We start from the raw sequence: 15167 nt of genomic DNA on the forward strand, positions 1-15167 counted from the left end.
CGAGGCCCGTCACCTGCGGGGGGATCCCGCGCAGGTGACGGCCCTCGCACGCCTCGGGCTGCGGTTCCGTCCGATCGACCAGCGGGCGGAGCAGGCGGGACCAACTGGGTCCGTCCGGTCCCAACCCGGCGGCGGTACGGTCCAGGTCACGCCACGCCACCGCGGCCCGGCCGCCGTCCAGCGGGTGGGCGTACGACGCCTCCGGCCAGGCCATCCGGACACCCTGGGAGGCCAGATCGAAGGCGCGGAAGAACGGGGCAGGTCAGTTCCCGCGTGCGGACACCGCCGCCCACACTGTCGGCCGCCTCGTGGACCTGGACCCGAAGCCCGGCGGCGGCCAGGACCAGGGCGGCCGCGAGCCCGTTCGGGCCGGAGCCGACCACGACCGCGTCGATGTCGTTGTCGCCCACACCATCTCCGATCCAGGGTTGATCCGAGGTTGATCCGATACAAGCCGTTCGACGCGACGTTCCCGACCGGCCGACCGGGAACGTCGCGCTCGACCGGGCGGCCGGGAACGTCGGCGGCTACCCGCTCACCCGCCCGATCGCACGCGTGCCGCCATCGTGCGCACGGTGCGGACCTCGTGCATCTGGGCCAGCGGGATGGTCACGCCGAAGCGCTTGCGCACCTCGCTGAGGAGCCGGATGGCGGTCAGCGAGTCGGCGCCGAGGTCGTACAGGTCCGTCTCCGGCGTGACCGGGGGCACGCGCAGGATACGGGACCACACGTCCGCCAGCTCGGCCTCCACGGACCCGCCGGCCGGGAGCCCATCCGCCGGCGTCGGCTCCGCCGCGACCGCCGGGGCGGCCGGGGCGGCCGGTGCGGCCGAGGCGACTGGTTCGGCGGGTGTCGGCGGCTCCGGATGGATCGCGGTGAGTCGGCCGCGGTCGACCTTGCCGTTGCGGGTGAGCGGCAGCGCCTCGTGCCAGACCACCACGGTCGGGATCATGTAGCCGGGCAGGTGCACGGCCAGCCGCTCGCGCAGCTCGTCCGGTCCGGGGCGATTCACACCGGCCGGGACCAGGTGTGCCGCCAGGCGGTCGCCGTACGTCCCGGCCTGTCGGACCACGACGGCCTGCTGGATCTCGGGCAGGGCCGTCAGCCGCGTCTCGACCTCGCCCGCCTCGATCCGGTAGCCGTTGACCTTGATCTGGAAGTCGCTGCGGCCGAGAATCTCGATCGACCCGTCAGGCAGGAATCGGCCCAGGTCACCGGTGCGGTACAGCCCGTCCGCGAAGCGGTCCGCGGTGCGCGCGGGGTCGCCGTGGTAGCCCTGGGCCACGCCGGTGCCACCGGCCCAGATCTCTCCGGCCACCCAGTCCGGTCGATCCCAGCCCTCGGGGCCGCGGACGTGGGCGGTGTTGTTGCGGTTCGGCTGCCCGTACGGCACCGGCCGACTGCCGTCGTCCTCGGCGTCCACCGGGTGGAGGATGTTCCAGATCGTCGTCTCGGTCGGGCCGCCCAGCGAGACGACCTCGAGGTCGGGCTTGAGCTGGAGGAGCGCTGCGGGGAACTCCGGCGGGATCCGGTCGCCGCTCATCATGACCAGCCGCAGCGCGCCGATCCGGCCCGGCGCCGACTCGGCCTGCTCGCTCAGCATCGCCATGATCGCCGGCACCGAGTTCCACACCGTCACGCGGTGCTCCGCGCAGAGGTCCAGCCAGTGGGCGGGATCCGCCGCACGGTCCGCGTCCGGCAGCACGATCGCCGCGCCGACCGACAGCGCGCCGAACACGTCGTACACGGACAGGTCGAAATTGAACGCGCTGATGCCGAAGAAGCGGTCCGTGGCGTCGACGCCGAACCGGGCCGTGCAGTCGGCGACCACGTTCGCGACGTTGCGGTGACTGACCATCACGCCCTTGGGCTGTCCGGTGGTACCGGAGGTGTAGAGCACGTACGCGAGGTCGTCGGTGGTCGCCCCGGCGGCCGGCTCCACCGGCTCGACGGGCACCACCGGCCGCGCCGCGTCGAGCAGCAGCGTGTCCGGCTCCGTACCGGGAGCGCCGCTGCCGGGCACGTTGCCGGGCACGTTGGTGAGCACGCACCGCGCCCCGCCGTCGCGGAGCAGGTACGCGCGTCGCTCGTCGGGCAGGTCCGCGTCGACCGGCAGATACGCGGCCCCGGCGAGCAACGAGGCCAGGATGCCGATGATCTGCTCCGGCCCGCGCCGCATGACCAGCCCGACCAGGTCGCCGCGGCCGACCCCGCGCTCCCGCAGCCACGCGGCGGCGCCCTGCGCGCGGTGAAGCAGTCCGCCGTAACTCACGACGCCACCCGTGGTGATCACCGCCGGGGCGTCGGGACGCGCCGCGGCCTGTGCGACGGCGTCCTCCCACAGCATGCGCGTGGGCAGCGGCGCCGCGGTGTCGTTGGTCTCGGCCCGCCGCCGCCGCTGCTCCTCGGGCAGCAGGTCGTGCGTGGTCTCCGTCCAGCCCGCCGCGTCGCAGAGCTGGTCCAGCAGCTGCTGGAAGCCGGCGACCAGGGCAGCCGGAAGCCCGGCCGGGAACAGCCGGTCCGCCGAGTCGACCCGCACGACCAGGTCGCCCGCCTGCTCCATCGCGAAGACGTCGAGGTGGGTCCGCGGAGCCTGGCCGACCGAGAAGACCTCCCGGCCGAACAGCTCGAGCGCGGCTCCGTCGAGGCCGGAGCGCTCGTGCCCGATGGCGGAGGTGAACGCGTACGGCGCCTGCGGGTACGCGGTGCCGGACCCGGCCGCCTGGCGTGACGCGGCGCCGAAGGCGTGGCCGTGCTCTGCGGCGGCGTGCATCCGCTGCTGCACCGGCGCACAGCGCTGCGCGAACGTGGCCGCCGGGTCGATGGCGACCTCGACGGGCAGGATGTCCGAGAAGCCGCCGATCGCGCCGCGGGGTGGCAGGGGACTCCCGGCGGTGCGCTCCACCGTCGTGGCGATCGTGAACCGTTCGCCGCCGCCCCAGTACGCCAGCACCTGGCCGTAGGCGGTCAGCAGCGCCGTGCTCGGCGTGATGCCCAGGCGGAGCGCGTGCGCCCTGAACGCGGCCCAGCGCCCGGCGGTCAGCCGTACCTGACGCTGCGTGAACCGCGGCCGGGCCACCGGGGGATTGGGGGCCAGCGGCAGGTCGGGGGCGAGCGGGAGGGCGTCGAGCCGTTCGCGCCAGAAGGCCAGGGAGCGCTGGGCCTCGGCGTCGTCCCGGGGCCCCTTCGGTTCCGCGACCTCGCGGGGGAACGCGGTCTCCGCCTCCGTGGGGGCGTCGCCCTGGTAGGCCCGCCACCATTCCCGGAAGAACAGGAACATGCTGCCGGCGTCCATGGTCAGCCGGTCATGGTTGACGTGCAGCACCATCCGGTCGTCGGCCAGGACGCTCACCTCGACGTGCACCGACGGCGCCCGGTCCGGTGGGGCGACCCGGTGCGAGGCGCGCTCCCGGTAGGCGGCCCGCGCCTGGGCGCGTGCCCGGCGCGGCAGTTGCCGCAGGTCCCGGACCCGGACGTGCACCGGCACGTCGTCGTGCACCACTTGGCACCCGTCGGTGGCGAACGTGGTGCGCAGCGCCGGATGCCGCGCCACCACGGTGCGCAGCGCCGCCTCCAGCCGTGCCACATCCCAGTGGCCCTCGATCTCGTGGTAGACGTTGCCGGCGCCGCCCGGTTCGGGGTCGTAGCTGGTGAGGATCATGACTGACCTTTCGGAGTTACGCGGGGGCGGCCTGTTGCGCCCGGCCCACTTACGCGGGGGCGGCCTGCTTTCGCCCGGCCCACTTGGTGGTCGGCACGGCCACCAGCCCCGCGCCCAGCAGCAGGAGCCCCAGGACGATCCAGCCCGCCGTGCCGACGGTCAGGCACAGCGTGGTGACCAGGGCCTGGGAGGTGAGGCGTCCTATCGCAGTGCCGTTGGAGAGCAGCCCGAGGTACTCGCCCTGTGCCTCCGCGGGGGCCAGGCCGAAGCTCAGCTCGTAGACCGACGCGGTCGACCAGATCTCCCCGAGGGTGTACACGACGATGGCGACGATGAGGGCGACCGTGGCCGGGGCCGCCGACATGTGCCCCAGGAAGCCGATCAGTGCGAGCGAGGCCAGGAAGGCGAGCCCCGCTCTGACCATGACGCGGGCTGCCGAGACCGGAGACTCCATCCCCTGGGACAGCCGTACCTGCAGCAACACCACCAGGACGGTGTTGAGCGGGACCACCAGCCCCACGACCCAGCGCGGCACCTGGGTGTGCAGCGAGATCCACAGCGGCAGGACCAGGGTGAGGACCGGGAACTGCTGCATGATCACCGCGTTGATCCCGATCAGCGTCAGGTACGGGCGGTCGGTGAAGACCCGCCACCGCCTGCTCGCGGTGCCGGTGGCCTTGGTGCCCGGCACGCGCGGCATCCTGAGCGTCATCAGCGCGCACACGGCGAACGACAGGGCGTCGCAGGCGATCATCGACTGGTAGGCCAGCGGGCTGTCCACGCTGATGGCGACCGCCGCCACCGGGCCGACCAGAGTGACGCCCAGGTTCATCGCGGTGCGCAGGCGGGAGCGCAGCTGGGCCGCCCGCTCGCCTCCGGCGGCGCGGACCAGCGGCCCGCGCGAGGAACTGCTTGCCGAGGCCGCCAGGAAGGCGATGGTGGTGACGACCACGAACGAGACCAGCGAGCGGGTGAGCAGCAGGGCGCCGGTCGCGAGTGCCTCCGCGACCAGCGACACGACGTAGGTCTCGCGCGGTCCGTGGCGGTCGGCGATGCGGCCCACGGGGACGCCGGCCAGCATGCCGATCAGGCCCGAGACCGTGAGCCATAGCCCGACCTCGGCCGGCGTCAGGCCGACGCAGCGCACGAAGTAGAGCGAACTCGTGGTCAGGAACAGGCCGTTGCCGGCGGAGTTGATCAGCGTGGACCAGTAGAGGTTGCGCCCCGGGCCGGGCTCCGGCAGCACGGACTTCAGTGCGCGGCGGATCGCGGCCCGGGGCGGCCTGGCTGTCTGCGTCACACCGTTTCCGGGGCTTGCACGGTCACGGCCTGCGAGAACCACGCGGCCGCGGCGAGGGTGCGCTCGCGGACCTGCTCCTCGCTGTCGCCGACGACGATCACGGCGCCGGCCTTCATGTTCGACGCCGCGCTGAACGACGGGATCTGCGAACCGGGGCCGATGCTGATGGCGGCCTCCACGCAGCCGGGCTGCGCCAGGAGCTCCGACTCGTCGGGCACGTGCTCCGCCACGCCGGCCGGTGCCTGGAGGTGGACCCAGCCGCACTGCTCCTTGCCGGGCTCGGCCGGCTCGCCCGGGGGCAGGCCCAGCGCCGCGCGGGCCCACTCGTCGGACAGGTCGACGCCGAAGCGGCGCAGCACGATGTCCTGGACGACGCCGCCGCCCAGGCGGCCACCGACCTCGCTGAACGTGAGCTCGCCGTCCTTCTCGAAGGCCTCGGCGTGGAAGATCCCGTCCTCGTGGCCGAGGGCGTCGAGGACCCCGGTGAGCAGGGACCGGGCCTTCGAGTAGAGGTCCGGGTTCTCGTTCGGGTCGAGTAGGACCGACCCGACCAGTCCGCCGCACTTGATGTCGATCACGTTCTGGAAGTAGCGCGAGACCGAGAGCGCCCGGACGACTCCGGCCCGCACGACCCCGTCGAGGTGGAGTTCCTCCCCCTCCATGAACTCCTCCATCAGCCAAGGGCCGCGGGGAGGCTGCTGGTAGGTCTCGACGAGGGAGGCCAGCTCGGCGGCGTCGGAGACGACGTGGGTGTCCTGCGAACCGGCGCCGGTGAGCGGCTTGATGACGATCGGATAGGTCAGCTGCTCGCCGTCCAGGTCGGACAGGAGGTCCGGCGTCTGCGCACCGGCCACGGGAAGTCCCGCCTCGCGGACGAGGCGCTTCTGAACGAACTTGTCGCGCAGGGCGATCGCGGCGGAGAGCTTCATGCCGACCGCCTTTCCGTGCTCGGCGAGCAGCGCCGCGGCGACGATCGGCCACTCGCCGATCGTGCACACGAAGTCGAACCCGTCGATCGCGATCTCGGCCCTGGCCAGGCCGGCCAGGATCTGCTCCACATCGCCGTCGTCCGGCACGACCACGTGGGTTGCGTCCGGGGCGTGGGACTTGGCCCTGCGCACGTGCCGGGGAGCGATCACGGACACCACATCGGCATGGTGCTCCTTGAGCGCCAGGAACGCCGGGGTGTTCCAGCCGATCATCAGAACTCGGGGAGAAACGGTGGTGGACATTTGTGCACACCTATCCATAGGTCGTTGACCGGCCGCCCGCGCCGCCGAGGGCAAGGGCGATCGGTTCGTTCGCCGGCTCAATCGAGGCGGGACGGCGAACACAGAATTTGATGGCGAATGTGCGCCCCGGTACTGCGGCAGGTCTTCGGTTTCGATGCCGGCCGTCGCCGCTCCATCCCGGACAGGCATTCCATTCGGGGAATCTTCTATCAGCCTGCCGGTGATCACGTCAAAGGATGAAAACGCTGGGACGAATTCCTTTGATCTGCCCCGAAGGTGACTTTTGCGACTCCCCCTTCGAGTGGTGGCCGAGTGTCCAGATGGTAAAAAGATCTTGAAGATTTCGAGCTGCCCATGCGGGTTTTTGCATGGCAGAACAGGCTGAAACGGTCACCGCAAAACGTCACCGAACGCTCATTCGGGCCTTGTCTCGGTCGTGAAATCTTTGCGTCGGCCCTGACGATCTGTGGTCGTGTGCTCTAGTGTTTTTCCAGTGCGGCATGGGCATGACGGGGAGCGTGTGCATCGAGCCCCACCCCGATTGGAACGAAGCCCATTTGCTCGTGCGGGAGTGGTGCAGGCCGATGCACTGGGTGGATCGATTTCGAAACCGGGGTTTTCGCCCTGTCTGGTCGGGGGCGTCCGGGACGATCCCCGGCCGACCGTATTGCGAATGCGATCTAGAAGGGGTGGACTATGTCTGTGGACGGGGGCGTCACGATTGCCGGGGAGATCCCGGTCGTGGCACGCGATGTAGCGGTCATCGGGATGGCCGTCCGGATGCCGGAGGCCGACGATCTGTCGCAGTTCCTGGCGAATCTCCAGGACGGCCGCGACAGCGTCCGGGAGCTGTCCGCCGAGCGCCGTGGCCGTACGTCACTGTCGATCGGCGCGCGGTACCAGCTCAACGGCTACATCGAGGACATCGACTCGTTCGACGACGCGGTCTTCGGGATCTCCCCGGGCGAGGCGCGGAACATGGCGCCGGAACACCGGCTGCTCCTGCAGAGCGCCTACCAGGCGCTGGAGAACGCCGGATACGATCCGACCTCGCTCGACGGCACCCGGACCTCGGTCTACGTCGGCGACACCCGGCTGGTCTACCAGCAGCTCGCCCGCCAGGTCGAGCCGACCATGGTGATGGGCACCCACGCCGCGGCCACCGCGGGCCGGATCGCACGGTTCTTCGGGCTCCGCGGGCCGGCCGCCATGGTCGACTCGTCCTGTTCGTCGGCCCTGCTCGCCGTCCACCACGGCGTGAACGACCTGCTGCTCGGCGACGCCGAGCTGGCCCTGGTCTGCGGCGTCAACCTGAACCTCTTCGGCGACCCGAAGGACGACGAGGACGAGCTGGACCTCGGCATCCGGTCCGCGGACGGCAAGACCCGGGCGTTCTCGGCGGATGCGGACGGCACCGGCTCCGGCGAGGCCGTCGTCAGCGTCCTGCTCAAGCCGCTGGACCGGGCGCTGCGCGACGGGGACGTCGTCCATGCCGTCATCAAGGGCATCGCGGCCAACAACGTGGCGGGCCGCTCCGGCAGCCTCACCGCGCCGGACAGCTCGGCGCAGGCCGAGGTGATCGAGCAGGCGTGGGCGAAGGCCGCCGTCGACCCCACCACGATCTCCTACATCGAGGCGCACGGGACCGCCACGCGGCTCGGCGATCCGATCGAGATCGAGGCCATCGACCTGGCGTTCAGCCGGGTGACGGACCGCAAGCAGTTCTGCGCGCTCTCCTCGGTGAAGAGCAACATCGGGCACACCTGGAGCGCGTCGGGCCTGGCCGGCCTGGTCAAGGCGGTGCTCGCACTGCGCAACCGGCAGCTCTTCCCCAGCCTCCACGCGCAGACGCCGAGCCCGCTGATCGACTTCGCGAACTCGGCGGTCACCGTGACCGGGGAACTGACGCCGTGGGAGCCGGCCGCCGGCGTCCGCCGGGCCGGCGTCAGCGCGTTCGGCGTCATGGGGACCAACGTGCACGCCGTGCTTGAGGAGGCGCCCGCCCGCGAGGAGCCGGGCCCGTCCTCGAACACCGGTAACTGGATCCCCGTTTCGGCGAAGACCGCCACCGCGCTCGCCGCCAATGTCGAGGCCCTGCGGTCCTGGCTCGTCGAGCACCCGGACCTGCGCATCGAGGACGTCCAGCGCACCCTGGTCACGGGCCGGCAGCACTTCCCGTACCGGGCCTGCGTCACCGCGGCCGATACGGCCGGGCTCACCGCCGCGCTCGTCGACCCCGCGACGACCGGCCCGGAGAGCAGCACCGCGGTCACCGTCATCCTGGTCTCCGGACGGTGCACGGCGTCGGCCTCGCTGACCGCTTCCCTGCGCCGCGCGCACCCCGAGTTCGACCGGCTGTACGTCCAGGCCGAGCAAGCCGCCGGTGCGCACGCCGGAGACCCGAAGGCGGGCCGGTTCGCCTTCCAGTACGCGATGTACGGCCTGCTGGGGCGGATGGGCGTCGAGTCGCGCCACGTCGTCGGGGAGGGCGTCGGCAAGCTGGTGGTCGACGCGAGCCTCGGCCGGGTCGAACTCGCCGAAGCGGTACGGCAGGCGGTGAACGCCGAGGACGCCGACGCCGGTGACCTGGACGCACGCGTCGACCGGCTGCTCGCCGCGCTGGGCGACCAGCGGGTGCTGTTCGTCGAGGCCGGCCCCATGTCGACGGTCTCCTCGGCGGTCGCGGGCCGCGGTGGCGCCGCACGCTCCGTCGTGGCGCTCGCCGAACGCCCCGATGCCTTCGAGGCGTTTCTGCGTGACATGTATATGGCAGGGGCCCGCTGGAGGTGGGCGGAGACCGCCGGCGACGGCCGCAGGATCGAGCTGCCCTCCTATCAGTTCGACCGCACTCGCTGCTGGCTGGACCCCGCCAACACGGTGGCGCCCGCCCCGCAGGTCGGCGAAGCGGTCACCGGCGCGACGGTCGCCGCCGACCCGGCCCAGGCCGTTCAGCCCGCCGATGTGCTCGGGTCGGTCCTGGCGGCCTGGCAGGGCGTGCTGGGCATCGCGACCATCGCTCCCGACGAGTCCTTCTTCAACCTCGGCGGCGACTCGATCGGCGCCACCCAGGTGCTCAACCGGCTCCAGACGGTGTACGGCGTGGAGCTCGACCCCTACGCGATCTTCGACTACGAGACGCCGGCCGAACTCGCCGCCTACCTGGAGAAGTTGGTGGACACCACCACCTTCGCCACCACGACGCCCGCCACGCCCGCCACGCAGCCGGACCTCGACGCCGCGCCGACCTCCGCGGAGCAGCTGAACGTATGGCTCGCGGCCGAGTTCGCGGGCGGCTCGGTGGCCTTCAACCTGATCCGCAGCTTCGAGCTGACCGGGACGGTCAACGCCGAGGCGCTGCGGCGTGCGCTGGACGCACTGGCCGCGCGGCACGACGCGCTGCGGGCCGTGTTCTCCTACGCGGACGAGGAGTTGACCCAGCGGATCACCCCGGCGGCCGGATTCACCGTGCCGCTGGAGCTGTTGGAAGCGCCGCTGGACGGGGACGCGCACGGCGCCGTGGACAGCGTCGCGCTGGCCAAGGCCTTCGCTTCCCGTCCGTTCGACCTCGCGAAGGGCCCCCTGCTGCGGGCCCAGTTGGCGTCCATCGGCGCCGACCGTCACCTGCTGACGCTCTGCACCCACCACGTCGTCGTCGACGGGTGGTCGCTGGGGCTGCTGGTCCGGGACCTGGGCGCCTACTACGCACACTTCGACCGGGGCGCGGCCCTGGACCTGCCGGAGATCGGCATCGGCTACGGCGAGCACTACCGCAAGCTGGCACAGCAGGCCGGCAGCCGCCACGACGATGCCGCCGCCTACTGGCTCGACCGGTTCGGAACCCCGGTGGCGGCCCTCGACCTGCCGGCCGCCCCCGCCGCCTCGGAGAACCTCCCCTCCTACCGCGGCGCCTACCGGCACTACGAGCTCCCCGTGCCGCTGTGGCAGCGGCTCAAGTCGTTCTGCCAGGCCGGCGGGGTGACGGTGTTCACCTCGATGCTGAGCGCCGTCGCCGCCGCGCTCCACGGGTACAGCCGGGACGGCGACCTGGTCATCGGCACCCTGATCGCGGGGCGCAACAGCGAGTCGCTGGAGCAGCTGGTGGCGATGCTGATCCGGTCCCTGCCGCTCCGACTGAGGGTCGACGCCGACGGCAGCTTCGAGGAGCTGTCGGAGACGGTCCGCACCACGTTCGTCGACGCCCTGCGCAACAGCGACTACCCGTACGAGGAACTGGTGGAGGAGCTGCAGCAGCGCGGCCTGCTCCAGGCCTCGGGCCTGTTCGACGTCATCGTGGCGTTCCAGCAGTTCGGCGAGGACGACGAGGCGCCGCACAGCGCTCTCGCGGGCCCCGGCCTCACCGTCCGGCCGGTCGAGGTGAACCTGGACACCAGGGACGTCCCCATCAACATCATGATGGCGGAGGAGGAGGGCACGGTCCGCTCGGCCATCCGCTTCGACAGCGGCCGGTTCACCGCGGAGATGATCGACCGGCTCTGGGCGGACATCAGCCGCCTGCTCGACCGGGCGCTCGACGACCCCTCGGCCCCGATGCGCCTCGCCGCGAGCCCGGCCGACGGCACGACGGCCGAGCCGGCCACGGCAGCCGCCCCCGCCCTCGCTCCGGCCGAAGCACAGAGGCCCTCCGACGCCGTCACCCAGGACCTCGCGCGGATCTGGTGCGAGGTGCTGGGCGTCTCCGAAGTCACGGAAGAGGACCGGTTCTTCGATGTCGGCGGCAACTCGCTGCGCGCCATCAAGCTGCTGGCACGGGTCCAGAGCCGACTGGGCGTCACGCTCGACCTGAAGACGTTCTTCGTCAGCCCCACGATCGCCGGCCTCGCCGAGGCCCTGGCCGAGGCCCAGCGGCAGGTGGTCGCACCGATCCCGAGCCTGGGCGGCCCGGGGGAGTACGAGGGCGCCCGCACACAGGACCTGCTGATGGAGATCGACCGCGGGAGCGCCTACCCCGGTGCCTTCCACCGCAACGACCTGCAGGAACTGCGCGGCCCGCTCGACCCGTCGCTGCTGCGGCGCGGCTTCGAGCTGCTGGTCGAGCGGCACGAGAGCATGCGGACGACCTGCGACCTCGTCGACGGTCGGACGGTGCAGACCGTACACGCGCCGGGTGCCCTCCCCCTCAACTACCGCTTCCACGACATGACCGGCAGCTCCGCGGAGCAGGTCCACGAGTTCGTGGTCGCCCGCAAGGACGAGCCGTTCGAGACGGCGCGGGAGCCACTGGTGCGGGCCGACCTGATCCGCCTCGAGACCGACACCCACCTGCTGCTCACGTCGATCCACCACGTGTTCGCCGACGGTTCGTCCGCGCGGGTGCTCTTCCGCGACTGGCACGAGCTGTACGAGGCACTGGTGGCCGGACGCGCCGCCGACCTGCCGGAACTCCCGATCCAGTACAAGGACGCCGCGGCCTGGCGCAACGACCGGCTGACCCCCGAAGTCCGCAGCGAGCACAGGGAGTTCTGGCGCCGGGAGCTGAGCGGGCTGACCGTGCCGGTACCGCTGCCGGCCGACCTGCCGCGGCCCGAGGTCAGCGCGCTCGCCGGCGACCGGCTGTACCTGACCCTCCCGACCGACCTCGCCGAGCGGTTCGGGGCGCTCGCCCGGCAGCACTCGGTCACCGAGTTCACCGTCGGCTGGTGCGCGGTCGGGCTGCTCCTCGCCACCACAGGGGTCACCGACTCCCTGATCGGGACGTACTCCCTCGGCCGGGACCGGCAGGAGTTCGAGGACCAGATCGGCACCTTCATCGGCACCGTCCCGCTGCGCCTCAAGGTGGCCGCGGACGACGAGGTGCCGGCGCTGCTCGCCCGGGCCCAGCAGACGATCCTGCGGGCGTTCGAGCACGACGAGTACCCGTACGGCGAGATCATGCGCGACCTGGGCTGGCAGCGGGGCCCCGAGCGCAGCCCGCTCTTCGACGTCGTGGTCAACCTGGACCAGATGGAGTCCGGCTGGGACGCGGCACCGGCCGGGGCGACCGTCGCCTTCGTTCCGAAGGACATCCACCGGCGCGCCAAGCAGGCCGACCTGCAGTTCGTCTTCCAGCGCTACGCGGACGGCCTGGTCCTGGCGATGAGCTACAACACGGAGGTCTTCTCGCCGGACCTGGCGCAGCTGATCCTGCGGCGCCTGCAGACGGTGCTCGACGGCATGACCACCGCACGACCCATCAGCGACATCCTGACCCAGGAGGAATTCCCCCATGACCGGTCTCCCCAGTAAGAACTTCCTGGCCGCCCTGGACCACGGGCGTGCCGCCACCGGTGAGCGGGCCGAACTCGGCGGCGTGGTGCGCGAGTTCTCGGAGGACCGCTCGTCCTGCCAGATCCGGTTCTCCCGGCTCTCGGCGGACGACGCCGACGCCGTGATCGAGGCCGAGAAGGCCCTCGCGGACAAGGACGGCTACGAGCTGGAGTGGAAGCTCTACACCCACGACGCGCCCTCCGACCTGGCCGCGCGCCTGGAGGCCGCCGGCTTCGTCGCCGACGACCGGGAGCAGGTGCTGGCCCTTCCGCTGGACGCGGAGACGATGGCGGTCTTCGACCCCAGCGCCTTCGACGTGCGCCGTGTGGTCGACGAGGAGGGCCTGGCCGACTACGCCGAGATCGCCCGGGAGATCGGCCGCAAGAACGCCGACTCGGAGCGGCGCCGGCTGTGGGCCTGCCTGCAGGAGACGCCGGACGTGATGAGCGTCCACGTGGCCTACGTGGGCTCGGAGCCCGTGGCCGGCGGGCGGGTGCACTACCCCGAGGGCGCCGGCTACGCCGAACTGGCCGGCGGCCGGACGAAGACGACGCACCGGCTCCGCGGCATGTTCACCGCGGTCGTGGGCTCCCGGCTGGCGGAGGTCTCCGCCCGGGGCCTCGACCTCGTCTTCACCGACGCCCTGCCCACCTCGGAACCGATCCTCGCCAAGCGTGGATTCCGGACCGTGGTCGGGACGCAGCCGTTCGTCTACACGCCGTCGTCCTGACCCACCGGGCAGCCGTCCTCGCCCTGACCGCGGCCCCGATCGACCAGCCGTCGCGCACCGATCGGGGCCGCGCAGCCCGCGGCGATGACGAGGTCCGGGTCGGCACGGCCGGGTCGTTCACACCGCCGGCTCGCCGGATCGCCTGAATTCCACGATGAGATCGCACGCCGCCGCTGAGCACGCGTGCGGGAGGAAGCTGTGAAGACAACGAACGAACGCGCCGCCACCCTGGTCGAGCTCTTTGCCGACTCGGTGCGGCGCCACGGGGGACGGTCGGCTGTCGGAGACGGCACGACGACGCTCACCTACGAGGAGCTGGACCGCAGGTCGGACGCCGTGGGCGCGCTGCTCAGCAGCCACGGGGTGGGCGTCGAGGACCGGGTCGGGGTCTACCTGCCCCGCTCCATCGACTTCGCCGTCGCGGTGCTCGGCGTCCTCAAGGCCGGAGCGGCCTACGTCGCGGTGGACCAGCGCTACCCCGACGCCCGTCGGGACCGGATGCTGCAGGACAGCGGCGCGAAGGTCGTCCTCAGCGACCAGGCGTCGGCCGGCTCGCTGACGGCGGTACCCGCTGAGGTCGTGCCGATCGGTGACTGGGCCGGGTTCGACGGCCAGGGCGCGGGCGCGGCACCGCTGCCGGAGAACGCGGCGAGCGTCCTGTTCACCTCGGGCTCCTCGGGCCGGCCGAAGGCGATCGTGCTGGAGCACCGGAACATCGTGTCGTTCGCGACCAACCTCGGCCTGCCGCAGCTCCACCCCGAGGACCGGACGGGGCAGATCTCCAACGTCTCCTTCGACGCCTTCCACTTCGAGATGTGGACCACCCTCGCGGCCGGTGCCCAGATGGTCGTCCTGCCGCCGGCACCGGAACTGCTCGCCGCGGGCTTCCGGCGGCAGATGGAGGAGTACGGCGTCTCGGCGATGCTCGTGCCCACCATGGTGGTCAACCACGTCGTGCGGGAGGACCGGGACGCGTTCGCGTCGCTGCGGGTGCTCTGCGCCGGCGGTGACGTCCTCCAGCCCTCCGCCTGCCGCGACCTGCTCGCTGGCCGCTTCCAGGGACAGCTCTACAACCTGTACGGGCCGGCCGAGGCCACCACCGCCTGTACCGCGCACCTGGTGACCGAGTCGGATGCGCTGTCCGGCACGGTGCCGATCGGGACCGCGCTCGCCGGAGTGACGGTCCGGCTGCTCGACGCGGACCTGCGGGAGGTGCCCGCGGGCGAGCGCGGGGAGATCTTCGTCGGCGGCCCGGGCCTGGCCCGCGGCTACCTCGACCGCGCGGACCTCACAGCCGAGCGCTTCGTGACGGTCACCGCCGACGGCGCCCCGATGCCGATGTACCGGACCGGCGACCTGGCACAGCGGCGTGCGGACGGGGCGCTGCTGTTCATCGGCCGCGCCGACGACCAGGTGAAGATCCACGGCTACCGGGTGGAGCCCGGCGAGGTCGAGCAGTCGCTCCGGCACCACCCCGAGGTGCAGGACGCCGTCGTGCTCGCCGAGGGCGAGGGCGACGACCGCCGACTGGTCGCCTTCGTCGTGCTCGGCGAGGAACTGGACATCGCGGAGCTGCGCGCCCGGGTGGAGCGGGACCTGCCCGACTACATGGTGCCGAGCAGCTTCATCGTCCGGAGCGAGATCCCGTACACCCAGCACGGCAAGCGAGACAGCGCGGCCCTGCGGGAGGCGCTGGCAGGGCACGACGCCCACACCGCGGAAGACTTCGCGGCACCGGTCGGCGAGACCGAGCACTACGTGGCCGCACTGTGGGCGGACCTGCTCGGCGTCGAACGGGTGGGCCGCGACCAGGACTTCTTCGCCCTGGGCGGGCACTCCATGCTCGCCTTCCGGATGAGCCACCGGATCAACCGCGAACTCGGCACCCGGCTCGCCTTCTCGGTCGTGCTGGACCACACCACCGTGCAGGGCCTGGCCGAGCAGCTCGACCTGGTACGGACGCCGGAGGCGGGCAAGTGA

At 71.9% G+C, this 15167-nt stretch carries 7 protein-coding genes and 1 pseudogene; 3 read left to right on the top strand and 5 right to left on the bottom strand.

Annotation, left to right across the window (positions count from 1 at the left end):
- The 5 genes and pseudogenes from AB0M18_RS34685 to AB0M18_RS34705 all read right to left on the bottom strand — a co-directional run.
- Positions 1-214: pseudogene (locus tag AB0M18_RS34685) on the bottom strand (hypothetical protein); the annotation flags it as partial.
- Positions 147-410, bottom strand: a complete 264-nt coding sequence (locus tag AB0M18_RS34690) for an NAD(P)-binding protein (RefSeq protein ID WP_365765148.1) — start codon at positions 408-410, stop codon at positions 147-149. The pseudogene AB0M18_RS34685 and the gene AB0M18_RS34690, both read right to left, overlap by 68 nt.
- Positions 411-535: 125 nt before the next feature.
- Complete coding sequence (locus tag AB0M18_RS34695; RefSeq protein WP_365765150.1) at positions 536-3661, bottom strand: amino acid adenylation domain-containing protein; 3126 nt, start codon at positions 3659-3661, stop codon at positions 536-538.
- Positions 3662-3710: 49 nt separating this feature from the next.
- Entirely contained in the window at positions 3711-4961 is a 1251-nt protein-coding gene (locus tag AB0M18_RS34700) for an MFS transporter (protein WP_365765152.1), read from the bottom strand.
- Positions 4958-6193: an ATP-grasp domain-containing protein gene (locus AB0M18_RS34705; protein ID WP_365765154.1), complete on the bottom strand. Its 1236-nt coding sequence runs from the start codon at positions 6191-6193 to the stop codon at positions 4958-4960. The genes AB0M18_RS34700 and AB0M18_RS34705 overlap by 4 nt, the downstream gene beginning before the upstream one ends.
- Before the next feature lie 741 nt (positions 6194-6934).
- Between AB0M18_RS34705 and AB0M18_RS34710 the strand changes: the two genes are divergently transcribed.
- From AB0M18_RS34710 to AB0M18_RS34720, 3 genes are all read left to right on the top strand, one after another.
- Positions 6935-12436, top strand: a complete 5502-nt coding sequence (locus AB0M18_RS34710; RefSeq protein WP_365765156.1) for a condensation domain-containing protein — start codon at positions 6935-6937, stop codon at positions 12434-12436.
- Positions 12417-13187, top strand: coding sequence for a hypothetical protein (locus tag AB0M18_RS34715; protein ID WP_365765158.1), 771 nt, complete (start codon positions 12417-12419; stop codon positions 13185-13187). Before AB0M18_RS34710 ends, AB0M18_RS34715 begins: the two co-directional genes overlap by 20 nt.
- Positions 13188-13385: 198 nt before the next feature.
- Positions 13386-15167: a non-ribosomal peptide synthetase gene (locus AB0M18_RS34720; protein WP_365765160.1), complete on the top strand. Its 1782-nt coding sequence runs from the start codon at positions 13386-13388 to the stop codon at positions 15165-15167.

Source organism: Streptomyces sp. NPDC051909 (genome assembly GCF_040681095.1).
Lineage (GTDB): Bacteria > Actinomycetota > Actinomycetes > Streptomycetales > Streptomycetaceae > Streptomyces.

Bases quoted from the DNA above. Each gene is read 5' to 3' on its own strand.
- AB0M18_RS34695 (WP_365765150.1), bottom strand. From the start codon at position 3,661: ATGATCCTCACCAGCTACGACCCCGAACCGGGCGGCGCCGGCAACGTC.
- AB0M18_RS34705 (WP_365765154.1), bottom strand. From the start codon at position 6,193: ATGTCCACCACCGTTTCTCCCCGAGTTCTGATGATCGGCTGGAACACC.
- AB0M18_RS34715 (WP_365765158.1), top strand. From the start codon at position 12,417: ATGACCGGTCTCCCCAGTAAGAACTTCCTGGCCGCCCTGGACCACGGG.